A 19,400-nucleotide genomic window follows, 5' to 3' on the forward strand; every position below is an offset into this window, starting at 1 on the left:
TTATGAAACTCCAAGCGCTTTAAGTTTACGATGTAAAGCTGAACGTTCCATACCTATGAATTCAGCAGTACGAGATATATTCCCACCCAAACGTCCGATCTGCGCCACTAAATATCTCTTTTCAAATAATTCACGCGCCTCACGCAATGGTAAATCCATTATATTCTCATCTGTATCTATTTTAACACGTGGAAAAGAATCACTCACTTCAACAGGAAGTAACTCTGTTGTTATTGGTTCATCATCACGCACAAGAATGAGGAGACGCTCAATATTATTACGTAATTGGCGCACATTACCTGGCCATGTATGTGCTTGCAAAACAGCTATAACATCATCACTGATTTCACGTGGTTTAATACCAAGTTGATGTGATATGATTCTAACAAAATGTCGAACAAGTTCGGGAATATCTTCTCGACGTGCAGAAAGCGGTGGAACAGTAATGGGAACAACTGCAAGACGATGAAAGAGATCTTCTCTAAATCGCCCATCAGAAATTAAATTTTCAATATTTTGTGCTGTTGAAGAAATTACACGAACATCCACTTTGACACGCTTTGTACCACCAACTCTCTCAAATGTTTGTGTCGTTAACACCTGAAGAATCTTACCCTGAGTTTCACGCGGCATATCAGAAATTTCATCAATATATAATATCCCACCGTGAGCCTCTTCCAATGCACCGATCTTGCGTTCACTGCCCTCTATTTCATTGCCAAATAATTCTATTTCCATTCTTTCAGGAACAATCGTTGCGGCATTTATCGTAACAAATGGTCCATTAGAACGTGTTGAAAGTGCGTGAATAGTACGCGCCACCATTTCTTTCCCTGCACCTGAAGGACCAGTAATCATAATACGACTATTAGTCGGCGCCACTTTTTCTATAACTTGGCGCAAATGCTTCATAACAGTCGATGTTCCAAGCAATTCTTGTATCTCACTTGAGCGTTGTCGTAATTCTAAAAGCTCACGTTTTAATTTTGAGTTTTCAAGAGTTCGTTCAGCAACCAAGATAAGGCGATCAGTTTTAAAAGGCTTTTCAATGAAATCATACGCACCTCGCTTTATAGCAGAAACAGCTGTTTCAATATTGCCATGACCAGAAATCATCACTACTGGAAGAGAGGGATGTCGTGCTTTAATTTCATCAAGCAATGCCAAACCATCAAGACGACTTCCTTGCAACCAAATATCTAAAAAAATAAGCTTTGGAACGCGCTCATTAATTTGTGCTAATGCTTCATCAGCATGACACGCAACACGTGTTTCATAACCTTCATCATTCAAAATACCAGCAATAAGCTCACGAATATCTGCTTCATCATCAACAATTAAGATATCTGCTACCATCTCATTCCCTTATCTTATGATTTGTGCCACACTTCTTGCTCAAACCGCCGGAAATACCATACGAATCATCGCACCACGACCTTCATAAAAACTATCTAGTGCATCATGCAATTCCATGTAGCCACCATGATCTTCAATAATTTTGCGGACAATAGCCAAACCAAGCCCTGTCCCTTTTTCCCGCGTTGTTATATAAGGCTCTAATAATTTTTGTCTTTGCTCTTTAGGAAGCCCTTTACCATTATCAATAACATCCACAACCAAGTGCTCTCTTTGACGATAAGAACGTATTAAAATATGTCCATGAACACCTTTTTCTCGCGCAACTGCATCAATCGCTTCACTCGCATTTTTAATAACATTACTGAATGCCTGAACAATAAGACGATTATCAAATTCACCTATAAGCGGTACATCTCCCAAATCTCGTTCAAAATGGATATCATGTCGTGCAACTTCTATCAAAAAACACGCCTCATGCAGTAATCCACGTACATCAGAAAAACTCATGTGTGGTTTGGGCATACGTGCAAAAGAAGAAAATTCATCAACCATACGCCCAATATCCCCAACTTGTCGAATAATTGTATTAACACATTGATTGAAAACCTCCTGATCTTGCGTAATAACTTTGCCGTAGCGTCTACGAATACGCTCAGCCGATAACTGAATAGGTGTAAGTGGGTTTTTGATTTCATGCGCAATACGGCGTGCAATATCTGCCCATGCTGATGAACGTTGTGCTTCTACAAGGTCTGTAATATCATCAATTGTTAGAACCCAAGATTGCCCTTGCCCATCATCTTCCTCCATCGTAATTTGTACATTACAGACGCGCTCTTGCTCTGCAACATTTAAAGTCACCTGCTCACGATGGTTTTTGCGCCCTGACGAACGAACAAACTCAAAAACCTTCCCGATTTCAGCACTTAATGATAAAAGGCTGTGTCCTATAACTTGTTCAGAATTAATACCAAACATTGTCTCAATAGACCTATTAATAATTGTAATATTCCCATTATCATCAATTCCAGCCACACCCGCTGTTACACCCGATAAAACAGCTTCAGAAAAACGCCGTCTTTCGTCGATTTGATCGCGAACTGCTATCAACTCATTGCGCCGACTCTTAAGTTCGCTAACCATGTAATTAAAAGTTTTTGATAATTGCGCAATATCTCCATCCTTCGCACGTACCGGTACAAAAACTTCCATATTTCCAGAGGCCACATCATCAGCCGCACCTATAAGAAGCCGAATAGGACGTACCAAACGATCAGCAACAGCTATACCAGCCCAAATAGCTGATAGAAATAAACTTAAAAAAAGACATAAATAAAGCATACCAAAAGCAATTTGCGTTGGCAGGCGATTTTCATTCAAACCACGATAACGATCTGTATTGATTTCCGTTAAACGCAAAGCAGATAATACATCTTTATCAACATCACGCACCAAATATAAAAATGTATTTGAGATATTCGTAAATTTTAAAACAATACCAAAATAATCATGAACTCCCGGCTGAAAAGAAAAAGGTCTTTCACTGGTTGCTTGAGCAATAAGATGGGATGGTGGAATGGGCAATTTATCTTCATCACCAAGATCGCTTGAAGCAAAAATAGCCCCTGTCGAGCTTAACAAAAACGCACCACGAAGATTACGACCTGCAGCATGACGTGTTAATTGTAACCGATATTCAACTGGATTGTGTGCTAGGAGCTTTTTATTATCAAGCGCAAATGCCATAGCATAAGATAAATTTTTCAAATTTTGGAGCATTTCATCCGCATAAGCATTAGCTAAATCGATAGAAGAACCCACAATTTGCCGAGTTGTTGTATCAAACCACCGATCAAGCCCCAAATTAAGAGCAGGCCCTGAAACAAGAGCAACAGCAACAGCCGGCAATGTTGCTACAAGTGCAAACAATGAAATAAGACGCACATGAAGACGTGAAGCAGCACGCCTTGACCGCCACGCACGCATAATAGGAATTATTTCATATAGAACAATAACTCCAAGCCCCAAAATCCAAATACTATTAATTCCTATAAGAACCAATGTTACAGCTCTATTAGGTACAATAGAGGTTAACCCGACAAGAATAACAAATGAAACAGAAGCTGTTAGCAAAGCTAATACAATAATTGTGATACCCCAAAATGTATACACATTACTTAAACGACGCGACTCATCGCTATAAGTATTTTGGTTTATATCCTGGATATTTGTCACAGATGTTGTATTCATGGTGATCTTACGTTACTTATCTCCTTGTTCTCACACAACCCTTTGTGATAAAAATTGGCAATGCTATGTTTAAAATATAACTAATTCAGAAAATTAAGAAAGAATTTCTACATTTTTGAAACAGTTTTAAAATAAAGTATGTCTGATTAATACTTTTCAAGGAGATGTCATGCGATTAACAAAAAAAACAAATTATGCTCTCCGAATACTCATGTACTGCGCGTCTAATCAAGATAGTTTAAGTTCTATCCCTGAAATTGCTAAAACATATGCCATTTCTGAGCTTTTTTTATTTAAAATCCTTCAACCATTAGTGGAAGCAGGTTTTTTACAAACAGTACGTGGACGCAATGGTGGCATCAAATTGGCTAAACCAGCAACAGAGATCTCGGTAGCTGATGTCGTAAAAATAATAGAAGACAATTTCTCTATGGCAGAATGTTTTGATAAAACAGAAGTTAATTGCCCACTGGTTAATTCCTGTAACTTAAATATCGTACTCAAAAATGCATTAAATGCTTTTTTCGATGTGTTATCAACAACATCCATTTCTGATTTACAACAACCATTATTACAACGTTAATAAAGAGTTGATCATAGAAAAAATAATAAAACAATTAGCCTAAACCAAACTTTAAAAAGGAATTAAGTATTTCTATTGCAGCTATAATATTAGCCGCTGGACGTGGCGAAAGAGCAGGATCTTTACAAAATAGTCCAAAACAATACCGACTTTTAGGGCAAAAGCCGGTTATTTATCATACTGTGCGTTGTTTTTTGCAACATTCAGCTATCACAACCATTATTTTGGTTATCCACCCAGACGACCACCAAATATGTGAAAATGCTATAGCTGATTTTAAGAAAGATCTCATCATTGTAGAAGGGGGCGCTACACGGCAACTCTCCGCTTTATACGGGCTTCATGCACTTAAAGATATTAAACCAGACTATGTTCATATTCATGATGGTGCACGCCCTTTTATCGAAAGCAAGCTTCTTGAGCAAATTCATACTACTGTCAACCATCAAGAAGGTGTTCTGCCTGTTCTTCCCATTTCCGATACTCTTAAACGTGTAAATAATGCACATTATGTTGTAGAAACAGTTCCGCGTACCAATTTCTATAGTGCACAAACTCCGCAGTGCTTTCCATTTGAACTTATTTTAGCAGCTCATGAAAAAGCAATACAATCTTGCAAACACAATTTCACCGATGATTCAGCAATTGCCGAATGGTTTGGTATTCCTATGCGAATCATTCCTGGAAATCCTAATAATATAAAAATTACATGGCCGGAAGATCTTGAAACCGCACATTCATATCTCCAGAAAAGAGCACCTATGTTCCCTGATATTCGTACTGGAAATGGCTATGATGTCCATTCTTTTATAGATGGTGATTATATCACATTATGTGGCGTAAAAATCCCTTTTACAAAGAAATTAAATGGGCATTCAGATTCTGATGTTGCTCTTCATGCACTAACAGATGCTCTTTTAGCTACTCAAGGTGCCGGAGATATAGGCACTCATTTTCCTCCCTCTGATCCCCAATGGAAAAATGCATCATCAGAAATCTTCCTAAGCCACGCTGTTAGTATTATTAAGAAAGCAGGCGGTCGTATTGCTAATGTTGATATCACACTCATTGCAGAAAAACCTAAAATCAGTCCTTATCGTCATAGGATGGTAACACACCTTATGAATATACTCACAATTTCAGCTGATCGTATTTCTATTAAAGCAACAACTAACGAAAAACTAGGATTCATAGGCCGTGAAGAAGGCATTGCTTCTCTTGCAACAGCTACTGTCATTTACCCAGGAGAAATTTTAAAATAATATGCATTTGTGAAATGTAGACCATATAGTTCTAACGACTTGTTTTTCAAAAGGTCTATTACTCACAACAGTAGCATTTTTATAAAGAAATCACCGTTGCAAACCCTACCGATATTGTAAAATCATTGGATAGATCCGATTGGCAAATTCATTGTTTATTCAAAGAAATTAAAATAAATCTGGTAGCTATATGCACTGAATTTATAAACGCACTATGCATTTTACAAAAATTTGTTCTTACAATAGCTGAAAATACTTAAAAGACTATAATTTCAATTTTTGTTATAAACATGAAAAATTTTGAAAATAGCACCTCAATAAATCTATGAGATTTGTGCATTTTGTCATAATATTCCTCCGCATTCAATTTTTAGTTTTTGGTCTTGTTATAATGCAGCCTGCAAACGCAATATTTATTACGCATCCAAGCAAACTCAACTATTATATCTCTAAAACACCGTAAATCTGATGAGCACGTTTCTCAAAAGCATTTGTAAATTTATGAAAAGCAATATCAAACATCGATCCCGTGAGTAATTCTAACATTTTGCTCTTAAATTCATAATTAATAAAAAACTCTACATTACACGCATTCATATTTTGAATTTGGTGAAATACCCAATGATTTTCAAGATATTTAAATGGACCATCAATATATTTAACCTCAATAAGATTTTTCTTAGGTTGAAGAAGTACCTGTGTCGTAAACATTTCTCGAATCATTTTATAACCAACTGTCATATCAGCAAGGAGCAATGTCTTTTCCTCATACTCCTTCCGAGAACGTATTATTAAAGCCTCACACATTGGTAAAAATTCAGGATAAGACTCAATATCTGCAACAAGATTAAACATTTCATGAGCAGTATGGGCAATTTGCCGATGTGTTGTAAAAGTTGGCATAATTCTCTCTATCAAGCAAATTTTTCAGCACGTGCTTTTTGTAAAGCTTTAAAGTCATCTCCAGCATGATGAGATGAACGTGTCAGAGGATTAGAAGCCATATGTAAAAAACCTTTTGCCTTACCAACCTTGGCAAAAGATTCAAATTCATCAGGAGTTACAAAACGAATGACAGGATGATGCTTTCGCGTAGGCTGCAAATACTGCCCAATTGTCATAAAATCTACATCAGCAGAACGCAAATCATCCATCAATTGAAAAATTTCATTCCGTTCTTCCCCAAGACCAACCATAATTCCCGATTTTGTAAAAATTGTTGGGTCAAGTTCTTTAACGCGTTGTAACAGTCGAATTGAATGAAAATAACGTGCCCCTGGGCGCACTTTCAAATATTTAGATGGAACTGTTTCCAAATTATGATTAAAAACATCAGGTTTAGCAGCAACTACAATTTCTAATGCATTATCCTTATGCCGAAAATCAGGTGTAAGGACTTCAATTGTTGTTGTAGGAGTCTTTTGACGAATAGCATGAATAACTTTCGCAAAATGCTGTGCACCACCATCAACCAAATCATCGCGATCAACAGATGTAATAACAACATGCTTTAACGCCATCTGTGCAACAGCATCTGCCACACGCTCTGGCTCATCATCATCAACTGCAAGTGGAATACCTGTTGCAACATTGCAAAAAGCACAAGCTCGCGTACATATTTCACCTAAAATCATAAAGCTAGCATGTCGCTGGCTCCAACATTCACCAATATTTGGACAACCAGCTTCTTCACATACTGTCACCAATTTATTGGAACGTACAATACCATGGGTTTCCCTATAAATTTGTGATGTTGGTGCTTTTACACGAATCCAATCTGGTTTTTTTTGAATGACCGTATCTGGGCGATGCACCTTTTCAGGATGACGGACACGTCTATTCGCAACTCTATCAACCACCGTAACCATCTAAGATCTCTGCCTTCTTAAGAGCAAACGCCGATGAAAAATCATAAAACACAAAATTTTTCATATAACCTAATTATCAAGCATTTAAAACCTGATCGTACGCATCTAATACACTTTCTTTCATCATCTCTGATAATGTCGGATGTGGAAAAACAGTGCTCATTAACTCTTCTTCAGTTGTTTCAAGATTCATGGCAATAACAAAACCTTGAATGAGTTCTGTCACTTCTGCTCCTACCATATGGGCACCAAGAAGCTGCCCTGTTTTTTTATCAAAAATAGTCTTAACCAACCCTTGATCTTCACCTAAAGCAATTGCCTTACCGTTAGCTGAAAAAGAATAACGACCAACACGTATATCGTAGCCAGCCTCTTTTGCTGCTTTCTCTGAAAGCCCTACAGAGGCAACCTGTGGTGTACAATAGGTACATCCAGGAATTTTCCCTTTATCAAGTGCATGAGCACTTTTCAGACCTGCAATACGTTCAACGCAGATTACGCCTTCTTCTTCTGCCTTATGAGCCAACATAGGGGGACCAGCAACGTCACCAATAGCATATATCCCTTCTACACCCGTCCAGCTCCATTCATCAGTTACAATGCATCCACGATCAGTTTTGACACCTAATGCTTCTAAACCAAGATTTTCAATATTACCTTGAACTCCAACAGCTGAAATCAATCGGTCAGCTGTTATTGTTTCTGTTTTACCTTTAACATTGATATGCGCCGTAATAAAATCAACAGCTTTTTCAACCTTTGTAACTTTTGCATCAGTCAAAATACGTATGCCTTTTTTCTCTAATTGTTTACGCGCAAATGTTGAAATTTCAATATCCTCAACTGGCATAATTTGAGGCATCATTTCAATGACAGTTACTTGAGAGCCCATATCATGATAAAAAGAAGCAAATTCAATACCGATTGCTCCAGACCCCATCACCAACAGTGACTTTGGTAGTGTATGCGGTACCATTGCTTCAAAATAAGTCCAAATAAGTTTTCCATCTGGTTCAATACCGGGAATAGAACGTGGACGGGCACCAGTCGCAACAATTATATGTTTTGCCTGATAAGTCCCCTCACCTAATGTTCCCTTAGGAACTGGATTTTGTGGTTGCACAATTGCTTTGGATGATGGAGAAACCACAATTTCTGCAAGCTGGCTACCTTTAGCTGCCTTAGTTAGCTTTGCTTCACCCCAAATAATATCAATCTTGTTTTTCTTCATTAGAAAACCAATACCAGCATTTAAACGTGCTGAAACCCCACGCGAACGCGCTACAACATTTTTAATATCTACTTCAATTGAACCATTAAGTTTTAGCCCATAATCTTCCGCATGTTCAGCAAAATGCTTCATTTCCGCTGAACGCAAAAGAGCTTTTGTTGGGATACAACCCCAATTTAAGCAAATACCACCTAAATATTCACGTTCAACAATTGCAGTCTTGAAACCACATTGTGCCGCGCGAATTGCAGTTACATATCCGCCCGGTCCTGAACCAATCACAATTATATCATAAAGATTTGCCACAGTAATCCCTCCATGGACATAAACAAAACGGATCCAGACTATCCGAGCTTAAAACAGAAAACTAACAGGATAAATCTTTTTCGTATATCCTGTCTCTAAGAATACATATAAACACCTTCTTCAAATCAAAAGAAGCTACAAAACTATTATTAAGACTATTCAGATCTACTTTTTCCATATCACCACTCTTGCCACATACACAATTTATGTGAAGTACTTTAACAATCACTACATCAACATTGCTAGTGGATTTTCAATCAGCTTTTTAAAGGTCTGAGCAAGTTCTGCTGCTAACGCACCATCAACTGCGCGGTGATCAGTGGAAAGTGTAACTGACATCATAGTAGCAATTGCTAATGCACCATCCTTAACAACTGCCCGCTGTTCACCTGCACCAATTGCAAAAATCGTTGCATGCGGTGAATTAATAATAGCAGAAAACTCTTTCACACCATACATACCCATATTCGATACTGCTGTTGTCCCCCCCTGATATTCTTCTGGTTTCAACTTACGTTCACGAGCACGCGTTGCAAAATCCTTCATCTCATTAGAAATAATAGGCAAAGATTTCTCTTCTGCATGGCGAATAATTGGCGTAATTAACCCATTTGGAATAGAAACAGCAACACCAACATCACAGTGTTTGTGATAAAGCATTCCACCTTCAAGCCATGACACATTGGCATCAGGTACAGCTTTCAAAGAAAGCGCAATAGCTTTAATAACCATATCATTTATGGACAATTTATAAGCGGGTTTAGTACCTTCTTGCGTTTTAACCATTGGAGCAGCAGCATTAAGTTGCGCACGTAATGCCAACAATGCATCAAGCTCACAGTCTACTGTTACGTAGAAATGCGGCACCATTTGTTTTGATTCAGTCAAACGCTTAGCAATTGTTTTACGCATACTATCATGAGGTGTAAGTGTATATTCACCTTCTCTAAATAGTTTTATTATTTGTTCGTCCGCAATACCCGTTGCCATTGGCTGACCAACTTGTAATGAACAAGAAGCTTTAAGAGCACCATCACTTAGAACTTTCTCTACATCACGCTTAATAATCCTCCCATGAGGGCCTGTGCCAGAAATAAGTGATAAATTAAGGCCTTCTTGAGCCGCTAACCTCCGTGCCAAAGGTGATGCAAAAAGACGTATACTATTTTCATGTTTCTGCACTGATAGCTGAACTTGTGGCGCATTAGCAACCTGTATATCCTTTGATACCACCTGCTTTTCATCAACTGGCGCTCTCTTTGAAACAGAAGAAGACTTATCTTCCGCGATTTTAGCCACTTCACTTAAGTCTTCACCTTCTTCTGCCAAAACCACGATTAAAGTATTAACTTTAACTCCCTGCGTTCCAGCAGGAACAACAATCTTTGCAACTGTTCCTTCATCAACAGCTTCTACTTCCATCGTCGCCTTATCTGTCTCAATTTCAGCAATAACATCACCTGTAGAGACCTTATCACCTTCCTTGATATTCCATTTCAGCAAATTTCCTTCTTCCATTGTGGGAGAAAGCGCAGGCATTGTAATCTTAATAGGCATAGTGCTTTTTCCTTCGTTATGCTCGATAAGTCACAGCCTTAACAGCTTCGACAATTTCAGTAATACTCGGTAAAGCCAATTTTTCAAGATTGGCAGCATAAGGCATGGGAACATCTTTGCCAGCAATTGTAGAAACTGGCGCATCAAGATAATCAAAAGCCTGCTGCATAACACGTGTTGCTATTTCAGTACCAACAGATGATTGAGGATACCCCTCTTCAACCGTTATTAAACGACCTGTCTTTTTAACTGAAGCAAGAATTGTTGGAAGATCCATTGGGCGAATAGTACGCAAATTAATTAATTCAACATCAATGCCAAGCTTCTCAATTTCCGGCAATGCCTGAATTGCATAATGCATTCCAATCCCATAAGCAACAATTGTTACATCCTGACCAGATTTATGAATATGCGCTTTACCAATGGGTAAAACAAAATCATCCATTTGAGGAACTTCAAATTGATGACCATAAAGAATCTCATTTTCAAGAAAAATAACAGGATTATCATCACGAATAGCAGCCTTTAGCAAACCTTTTGCATCAGCTGCACTGTAAGGCATAACAACTTTGAGACCTGGAATATGACTATACCATGCAGCATAACACTGTGAATGCTGAGCTCCAACACGTGCTGCAGCACCATTGGGACCACGAAAAACCATAGGAGTAGACATTTGTCCACCAGACATATAACGAGTTTTTGCTGCTGAATTAATAATCTGATCAATCGCCTGCATAGCAAAATTAAATGTCATAAACTCAACAATAGGACGCAAACCTCCAAATGCAGCACCAACACCCAACCCCGCAAAACCGTGTTCTGTAATTGGTGTATCAATAACTCTGCGCGTACCAAATTCTTCCAATAAACCTTGGCTGACCTTATAAGCACCTTGATATTGTGCTACTTCCTCACCCATTAAAAAAATCGCCTCATCGCGTCGCATTTCTTCAGCCATAGCTTGATTAAGTGCTTCACGTACTGTCATCGTAACCATTTCAACATCCGCAGGGATATCAGGATCACTTCCAACATCAAAAACAGGACGAACCGGCATTGATAAAGAAGAAGAAGCTTTCTCTATTTTTTTAGTTGTGATTTGTGAAATGTTTGCAACATCTTCACCCTCTTCCAACAATATAGCAATAGCAGTATTAACCTTTACACCTTCAGTACCTTCAGGAACTAAAATTTTACCAATAGTACCCTCATCAACAGCTTCTACTTCCATTGTTGCTTTATCAGTTTCAATTTCAGCAATCACATCACCAGAGCTGACGTTATCACCCTCTTTCTTGAGCCATTTAGACAATTTACCCTCTTCCATCGTTGGTGAAAGTGCTGGCATCAAAATATCAATAGACATATTCACGTTCCCCACTTTAAACTAGAATATCAGTATAGAGCTCAGAAGCATCTGGCTCTTGATCATTTTGTGCAAAATCTGCTGCATCAGCGACAATTGCACGGACTTCTTTATCAATAGACTTTAAATCGTCTTCACTAACCCAACCTTGTTTAATAACGTGTTGTTTTATTTGATCAATCGGATCTTGCTCTTCTTTTATTTTTTGTACTTCCTCTTTTGATCTATATTTTGCTGGATCAGACATGGAATGACCACGATAGCGATAAGTCTGCATATCAAGAATAATCGGCCCCTTCCCCGAACGTGCCCAAGCAATTGCCTCATCAGCAGCCCCTTTTACTGCATGAACATCCATACCATCAACGACAATGCCTGGAATTTCAAAAGAAAGGCCACGACGGGAAAAATCCGTTTCCGCAGATGCACGAGAAACTGATGTCCCCATAGCATATTGATTATTTTCAATGATATAGACAACAGGAAGCTTCCAAAGTGAGGCCATGTTAAAACTTTCATAAACTTGCCCCTGATTTGCAGCGCCATCACCAAAATAAACCAATGTCACATTATCTTTACCAAGATACTGATTCGAAAAAGCCAAGCCTGTACCAATTGGAACCTGCGCACCAACAATACCATGCCCACCATAAAAATTCTTTTCTTTGGAAAACATATGCATTGAGCCACCTTTTCCTTTGGAAAAACCTCCCTGACGCCCTGTCAATTCCGCCATAACACCACGCGGACTCATACCAGCTGCTAACATATGGCCATGATCACGATAAGATGTGATGATCTGATCACCTTCTTTTGCTGCTTTTAATGTGCCAACAACAACGGCTTCTTGCCCGATATAAAGATGACAAAACCCACCAATTAAGCCCATACCATAAAGTTGACCTGCTTTTTCTTCAAAACGACGAATCAAAAGCATTTCGCGATAAGCGGCAATTGTTTCATCTTTTGTAAAATTAGCTTTCTTCGCTGTTTTGGTAACGTTTGATAATGTGGCTTGCATTACCGGCGCAGATTTTTTTTTAGCCCGTTCTGCCATATTAAACTCCCTTCGATGATTACCTAGAAATAACCTTTACGAACAAAAGTTACAAGTATTATAAAATCAGCTCACATTTCATCATAAGTGACTGTTTTAAATTGTTTTTTTAGATTAACCGATTGTAGTTAACTTTTAATCTCGTCAGGAGAAATTAAAATTGTCAATTCATTGGGTTTGGAAAAGTTTAAATTTTTCCTCACATATTCATCCAACATATCTTTTTCAATATGCCCATCACGTAAAAGAGAAATACGCTTTTCAATAGACATTCGCTCAACTTCTATTTTATAAAGCTCCTCCTTCAATTCAGTAATATGCTGAATAATTTTGCTGCGTGCAGAAAGTCCGTAGTCACCATGATAAATATGATAACCAAAATAGCTTAAAACCCCAACCGTCATAAATGGTAGAATAAAGCGCGCTGTAATTGATCTACGTTTTTGTTTTGTCCACATAACAGTCATGATCTTTTTAAAATATTCTATGCAATTTATGCATGACTTTGATTAACAGCTTATTATCAAAAAAATCGCACGTAGCCTATTTTTATACTTTATATTACCCACAACAATAAAAATATCACACTTTATAGCGAAACATAAAATCCGCTAACTTCTGATTTTATTTCCATCTTTGTCAGTAAAACCTCCTGTTAAAATGACGATAAAATCAATAAATGCCCAAATTCCAGAAATAGGTAACCCCAAAATAGATAAAGACAGGATAAGCATAAAAACACCAGTTCCAGTTTTACCAACTATAAAACGATGAACACCAAAAGTACCTATAAAGAAACAAACAAGTGCAAGAACTAATTTTGAATATTGTTGTTTCACCAATGGAAAAACAGAAGTAGCAGCACCATCCTTACCAACAAAGTCAAGATAATCACCAACTTTTGGGGAGCTTTTTCCTAACCAATCACAAAGCGCAAATCGGTAACGTTCACCATCGTCACCTGAAATAAGGTATGTCCCCTGTTCCTGACTAATAATTCTTCCTCTCATCACAACCACCTATAAAATTATTATTTACTTATTATTAATAAAACAGTGAAGCTATTAATAAAATAGTAAAATTAAAAAATGCTGTTAATATAAAGAATATAATATTTTGTTTAACAGCTATTAACGATGCAAATTGCCCGCATAAAGGGCCTGTGTTCCTAACATTTCTTCAATACGAATAAGTTGATTATATTTTGCTAATCTATCTGAGCGTGCAAGTGAGCCAGTTTTAATCTGCCCACAATTTGTCGCAACTGCAAGGTCAGCAATAAAAGAATCTTCCGTTTCACCTGAACGATGAGATATAATAGCACGATAACCTGTTTTGTGCGCTGTTTCTATAGCATCAAGCGTTTCACTTAATGTGCCAATTTGATTGACTTTAATAAGAATAGAATTAGCAACACCCATTTTAATACCATCGCGCAGACGCGCTGAATTTGTCACAAATAAATCGTCACCAACAAGTTGGCATTTTTTGCCGATCGAATCAGTAAGAAGCTTCCAGCCTTCCCAGTCATCCTCAGCCATTCCATCTTCAATCGTTATTATGGGATAAGCATCAACAAGCTGAGCTAAATACTCCACCTGTTGGTTTACATTACGACACTTGCCTTCACCTTCATAAAAATATGAACCATCCTTATACAACTCTGTTGAAGCACAATCTAAACCAATAGCAATTTGTTCACCTGGTTTATACCCACATGCAGTAATAGATTCCATAATAAAATCAATTGCTTGTTCAGCACTTTTAAAATGAGGTGCAAAACCACCTTCATCACCAACATTGGTATTATAACCTGCATCCTGTAAACGTTTTTTCAGTGTATGAAAAATCTCAGCACCATAGCGAACCGCTTCTTTCAGTGTTGGTGCCCCCACCGGAATAATCATAAACTCTTGAAAATCAATTGGGTTATCAGCGTGCACACCACCATTAATAATATTCATCATTGGTGTAGGAAGAAGGTGAGCTTGCGTCCCACCAATATAACGATATAAAGGTAGACCTAATGATGTTGCCGCCGCTTTTGCAACTGCCAATGAAACACCCAAAATTGCATTAGCACCAAGACGTGCTTTATTAGGTGTTCCATCCAAAGCAATCATTGCTTGATCAATTGCCATTTGATTTCCTGCATCTCTCCCACCAAGTTCTTGAAGAATTTCGCCATTAATTGCAGCAATAGCATTTTGAACACCTTTGCCTTGATAGCGCGTACCACCATCACGAAGTTCCACTGCCTCATGCGTACCAGTCGACGCCCCTGAAGGAACCATGGCACGACCAAAAACTCCATCTTCCAAATAAACATCAACCTCTACAGTTGGATTGCCACGGCTATCAAGCACTTCACGCCCAATGATATCTACAATTACAGTCATACGAATTCTCTTTTACAATGAATGTTTTTGATTCACATTATTCTTAACGTCATTCATAAAAATTATCTACACTCGAATATTCAATGTTTTTTTGCCAAACAATCAAAATCCATTAAAATTTCAAGCAACCTTTGTAAATTATCAATTTTAATCATATTAGGCCCATCAGATGGCGCATTATCTGGATCTTGATGTGTTTCCAAAAAAACACCTGCAACACCAACAGCAACAGCTGCACGTGCTAATGCTTCAACAAACTGCCGCTGCCCACTAGATGAATCACCCTTTCCACCTGGTTCTTGAACAGAATGTGTCGCATCAAAAATAACAGGCGCTCCAAATGAACGCATAATTGGCAATGAACGCATATCAGAAACAAGACGGTTATAACCAAATGAAGTGCCACGTTCACAAAGCATAACATTAGGATTACCGCTCTGAGTTACTTTTTTTAAGACATTCTCCATATCCCAAGGAGCTAAAAACTGACCTTTTTTAATATTGATTACACGCCCCGTTTTAGCTGCTGCAACTAAAAGGTCTGTTTGACGACACAAAAAAGCTGGTATTTGCAAAATATCTACTGTTGAAGCAACAGCCTCACATTGCTCTTCTGTATGCACATCAGTCAATATCGGAAAGCCAAATTCTTTCTTAAGATCAGAAAAAATAATCATTGCTTTTTCAAGACCAATACCACGCGCCGCATTAAGAGACGTCCTATTAGCTTTATCGTAACTAGATTTATAAACAAACCCAATGCCAATTTGATCAGCAATTGCTTTAAGCCGACCCGCTATCTCAAAAGCGTGATCTCGACTTTCCATCTGGCAAGGACCTGCAATTAAAGAAAGAGGCGCATCATTAGAAAAAACAATATTTCCAACTTTAACAGAAACATTTGGTTTAGACATTGTATTCCTCAAAAAGTGAGCACGTAATTTATAAAGCTAAACCAACCTGCTCTGTTCCAAAGTAGCCTCAATAAAAGAAGAAAAAAGTGGATGCGGATCAAATGGACGTGACTTTAACTCTGGATGATATTGAACACCAATAAACCATGGATGATCTACATATTCTATTGTTTCTGGTAAAATACCATCTGGACACATACCAGAAAAAATAAATCCAAGTCGTTCTAGCCTTTCTTTATAATGAATATTGACTTCATAACGATGGCGATGCCGCTCGCAAATATTTGTTGTTCCATAAATTTGGGAGATATGGCTACCTTCTTTTAATTGCGCTGCAAAAGAACCAAGACGCATTGTTCCACCAAGATTTCCAGATGCTGTACGTTTTTCAAGCAAATCCCCCTTAAGCCATTCCGTCATTAAACCTACAACCGCATCCTTTGTCTCGCAAAATTCACTTGATGAAGCATTTACAATATTTGCAATATTGCGAGCAGCTTCGATACAAGCTAATTGCATTCCAAAACAAATGCCAAAAAATGGAATTTTACGTTCTCGTGCAAATTGAATTGCTCGGATTTTACCTTCTGCACCACGTCCACCAAAAGCACCAGGAACTAAAATCCCATGAACTTTTTGTAAATAAGGCGCAGGATCTTCTTTTTCAAAAAGCTCCGCTTCAATCCATTCAATATTAACCTTCACTCTATTAGCTAACCCACCGTGCGCAATTGCTTCAATAAGAGATTTATAAGCATCTTTCAGGCCTATATATTTCCCAACAATTGCAATCGTTACTTCCCCTTCAGGATGGTGAATGCGATATGCAATATCCTCCCAACGATCCATATTTGGTTGAGGTGCTGAATTAATTCCAAAAGCAAAAAGAACTTCTGAATCTAAACCCTCTTTATGATATGCTACGGGAACATCATAAATAGTCAGAACATCTAATGCCTGAATAACTGCACTTGGACGAACATTACAAAAAAGTGATAATTTACGCCGTTCTGATTCTGGAATAGGTCGATCTGCACGCACTAATAAAATATCAGGAGCAATACCAACCGATTGTAACTCTTTAACAGAATGTTGTGTCGGTTTAGTTTTTAACTCACCTGCAGAAGCAATATAAGGCATTAATGTAAGATGCATATAAACAGCACTTTGCCTTGGCAACTCATTACGCAGTTGACGAATTGCTTCCAAAAAAGGCATTGCCTCAATATCACCAACCGTTCCACCTATTTCACATAAGACAAAATCAAATTCTTCATTTCCTGCAGTAATGAATGCCTTAATTTCATCTGTAACATGAGGAATAACTTGAACTGTTTCCCCTAAATAATCACCGCGACGCTCCCTCTCAATGATATTGCGATAAATACGCCCTGCCGTGATACTGTCCTGATTATTAGCAGAACGCCCAGTAAAACGTTCATAATGACCAAGATCAAGATCTGTTTCTGCACCATCATCGGTAACAAATACTTCACCATGCTGATAAGGCGACATCGTGCCTGGATCAACATTTAAATAAGGATCAAGCTTACGGATCCGTACACGATATCCTCGTGCCTGTAATATCGCAGCTAAAGCTGCAGCAGCAATGCCTTTTCCAAGAGAAGAAACCACACCACCAGTAATAAAAACATAACGTGCCATGGGCTTACGGTAATAAGCAGTTTATTATAATTTTTCTAGTCAAAAAAATGCTAAAAAGGAATTTTTATCTTCGCAAAGCAAAAAAAGATGCAAAAACAATTTTTTACAATCTAAACTTTATTTTAAAAATTAGTTGACGCCATTATCACTTGGATTTTCAATTGGTGATGGAATCGGATTTTCAACTGCAGGAGTAGCAGGTTTACTTTGCTTTTGAGAAGATGTCGAAGCACCACCTAATTGTTCAAGAATAGAGGGCTTGGAACTTTGATTAGATGATGGTTTACTTTCCTCTGTCGTATTTTTGTTTGTCGGATCTTGTTCTGAATTAATTGGAATGCGATTAAGAATATCAGAATCAGAGTTCGATATATTTCCAACCACAACCAGTACAATGGACATTGTAAAAAAACAAATTGCCAAGATAGTCGTCAAACGTGTCAACATGTTTTTGGTCCCACGAGTACTCATAAACCCTGAGCCACTACTCGTACCAAGCCCGCCACCTTCTGAGGGCTGAATCAACACAACGCCAATCAAAGTAATAACAATCAAAAAATGAATTACAATTAGTACTGTTTGCATAAACTCTGCTCTTTATAAACACTTATAGTTATTTATATACAAATTGCGCATAATCCAAGAGATAATTATGAATTCTTTTCTTATAATTGACGATAAACATCACAAATAGTTAAAAAATCAACCGCTTTTAAACTTGCTCCACCAATTAAAGCACCATTAACATGAGCAGTATTCAAAAGTTCAAGTGCATTTGATGAGTTGACAGATCCACCGTAAAGCAAGCGCATGTTACATCCCTCATTACCAAAACGATAGCTTATCTTATCACGAATAAAATTATGCACTTGTGCAACATCCTCTGAAGTAGGAGTTTTACCCGTACCTATAGCCCATATAGGTTCATAAGCAATAATTATATTTTGTGCTGTCGCGTTATCTGGTAAAGAACTCTCAAGCTGGTGTGCGATTACATCTAATACTTCGCCATTTTCACGCTCTTCCAATGTCTCACCGATACAAACAAGAGCAACAAGATTTGCCCGCCATGCAGCCTGTACTTTAGCACAAACAATCGCATTACTTTCATGATAAGCTGTACGACGTTCTGAATGCCCAATAATAACGTGACTGGCCCCTGCCTCTTTAAGCATAGCAGCTGAAATATCCCCAGTATAAGGACCACTATCACTGAAATGACAATCCTGCCCTCCTAAAAGCAACTTTTCACCACTCACCACATCAGAAGCACGCGATAAAAGTGTTGCTGGAACGCAAATAAGCGCTTCAAATAAACAACCCAAATCAGAGCGAATACCAGTAGCGATGGCATGTAACTCTTTAAGAGATTCACCCATTCCATTCATTTTCCAATTTCCAGCAATTAAAGGCCGAATATTTGGAGTCATGTCTTTACCTCAAGAGCTTTTAAAAAAAATTATCGCTTTAAGTACCAAATTATGAAACGAAAGCAAGTCTTTAAGCTTGCATCTTGTGCATCTTTATTGCAAATTCGATCACTGCTTTGATAATCATTGTGTATATAAATGGAATTAAAC

General features: G+C 38.0%; 17 protein-coding genes. 2 read left to right on the forward strand and 15 right to left on the reverse strand.

What is annotated here, in order from left to right:
* Positions 1-1,356 carry a nitrogen assimilation response regulator NtrX gene (gene ntrX / locus GGR10_RS01290; RefSeq protein WP_182479553.1) on the reverse strand — a complete coding sequence of 452 codons (1,356 nt, stop codon included), beginning with the start codon at positions 1,354-1,356 and terminating at the stop codon, positions 1-3.
* Positions 1,357-1,395: 39 nt separating this feature from the next.
* The gene (locus tag GGR10_RS01295; RefSeq protein WP_182479554.1) at positions 1,396-3,609 is read right to left on the reverse strand and encodes a sensor histidine kinase NtrY-like; all 2,214 of its coding nucleotides are present in this window, start codon (positions 3,607-3,609) and stop codon (positions 1,396-1,398) included.
* Between the two features lie 169 nt (positions 3,610-3,778).
* On the opposite strand from GGR10_RS01295, the gene rirA reads away from it, so the two are divergent.
* Both rirA and GGR10_RS01305 read left to right on the forward strand, forming a co-directional pair.
* Positions 3,779-4,192 (forward strand): iron-responsive transcriptional regulator RirA, encoded by a 414-nt coding sequence (gene rirA, locus GGR10_RS01300; RefSeq protein ID WP_078689619.1) that lies wholly within the window; start codon positions 3,779-3,781, stop codon positions 4,190-4,192.
* Positions 4,193-4,260: 68 nt separating this feature from the next.
* Positions 4,261-5,454, forward strand: coding sequence for a bifunctional 2-C-methyl-D-erythritol 4-phosphate cytidylyltransferase/2-C-methyl-D-erythritol 2,4-cyclodiphosphate synthase (locus GGR10_RS01305; RefSeq protein WP_182479744.1), 1,194 nt, complete (start codon positions 4,261-4,263; stop codon positions 5,452-5,454).
* A gap of 441 nt (positions 5,455-5,895) precedes the next feature.
* Here GGR10_RS01305 and GGR10_RS01310 read toward each other — a convergent pair whose 3' ends face one another.
* The 13 genes from GGR10_RS01310 to tpiA all read right to left on the reverse strand — a co-directional run bounded on the left by GGR10_RS01310 (position 5,896) and on the right by tpiA (position 19,250).
* Complete coding sequence (locus GGR10_RS01310; protein WP_010703604.1) at positions 5,896-6,357, reverse strand: type II toxin-antitoxin system RatA family toxin; 462 nt, start codon at positions 6,355-6,357, stop codon at positions 5,896-5,898.
* An 11-nt stretch (positions 6,358-6,368) separates the two neighbouring features.
* A complete protein-coding gene (gene lipA, locus GGR10_RS01315; RefSeq protein ID WP_182479555.1) occupies positions 6,369-7,322 on the reverse strand; it encodes a lipoyl synthase in 954 nt (317 codons plus the stop codon).
* 76 nt (positions 7,323-7,398) lie between these two features.
* Positions 7,399-8,859 carry a dihydrolipoyl dehydrogenase gene (lpdA, locus tag GGR10_RS01320; protein ID WP_182479556.1) on the reverse strand — a complete coding sequence of 487 codons (1,461 nt, stop codon included), beginning with the start codon at positions 8,857-8,859 and terminating at the stop codon, positions 7,399-7,401.
* Positions 8,860-9,087: 228 nt separating this feature from the next.
* Positions 9,088-10,416 (reverse strand): pyruvate dehydrogenase complex dihydrolipoamide acetyltransferase, encoded by a 1,329-nt coding sequence (locus tag GGR10_RS01325; protein WP_182479557.1) that lies wholly within the window; start codon positions 10,414-10,416, stop codon positions 9,088-9,090.
* A gap of 16 nt (positions 10,417-10,432) precedes the next feature.
* Positions 10,433-11,785, reverse strand: coding sequence for a pyruvate dehydrogenase complex E1 component subunit beta (locus tag GGR10_RS01330; protein ID WP_182479558.1), 1,353 nt, complete (start codon positions 11,783-11,785; stop codon positions 10,433-10,435).
* Positions 11,786-11,801: 16 nt separating this feature from the next.
* Positions 11,802-12,842: a pyruvate dehydrogenase (acetyl-transferring) E1 component subunit alpha gene (gene pdhA, locus GGR10_RS01335; RefSeq protein WP_182479559.1), complete on the reverse strand. Its 1,041-nt coding sequence runs from the start codon at positions 12,840-12,842 to the stop codon at positions 11,802-11,804.
* 128 nt (positions 12,843-12,970) lie between these two features.
* Positions 12,971-13,300: an FtsB family cell division protein gene (locus GGR10_RS01340; protein ID WP_034990117.1), complete on the reverse strand. Its 330-nt coding sequence runs from the start codon at positions 13,298-13,300 to the stop codon at positions 12,971-12,973.
* A 153-nt stretch (positions 13,301-13,453) separates the two neighbouring features.
* Entirely contained in the window at positions 13,454-13,852 is a 399-nt protein-coding gene (locus tag GGR10_RS01345) for a TM2 domain-containing protein (RefSeq protein ID WP_010703597.1), read from the reverse strand.
* Between the two features lie 120 nt (positions 13,853-13,972).
* Positions 13,973-15,241: a phosphopyruvate hydratase gene (eno, locus tag GGR10_RS01350; protein ID WP_182479560.1), complete on the reverse strand. Its 1,269-nt coding sequence runs from the start codon at positions 15,239-15,241 to the stop codon at positions 13,973-13,975.
* Between the two features lie 80 nt (positions 15,242-15,321).
* Positions 15,322-16,155 carry a 3-deoxy-8-phosphooctulonate synthase gene (gene kdsA, locus GGR10_RS01355; protein WP_182479561.1) on the reverse strand — a complete coding sequence of 278 codons (834 nt, stop codon included), beginning with the start codon at positions 16,153-16,155 and terminating at the stop codon, positions 15,322-15,324.
* 36 nt (positions 16,156-16,191) lie between these two features.
* Positions 16,192-17,820: a CTP synthase gene (pyrG, locus tag GGR10_RS01360; protein WP_182479562.1), complete on the reverse strand. Its 1,629-nt coding sequence runs from the start codon at positions 17,818-17,820 to the stop codon at positions 16,192-16,194.
* Positions 17,821-17,949: 129 nt separating this feature from the next.
* A complete protein-coding gene (secG, locus tag GGR10_RS01365) occupies positions 17,950-18,405 on the reverse strand; it encodes a preprotein translocase subunit SecG (protein WP_182479563.1) in 456 nt (151 codons plus the stop codon).
* 80 nt (positions 18,406-18,485) lie between these two features.
* A complete protein-coding gene (tpiA, locus tag GGR10_RS01370) occupies positions 18,486-19,250 on the reverse strand; it encodes a triose-phosphate isomerase (protein ID WP_182479564.1) in 765 nt (254 codons plus the stop codon).
* Between the last annotated feature and the right edge of the window lie 150 nt (positions 19,251-19,400).

Origin of the sequence: Bartonella chomelii, assembly GCF_014138465.1 — a bacterium.
GTDB classification, from domain to species: Bacteria; Pseudomonadota; Alphaproteobacteria; order Rhizobiales; family Rhizobiaceae; genus Bartonella; species Bartonella schoenbuchensis.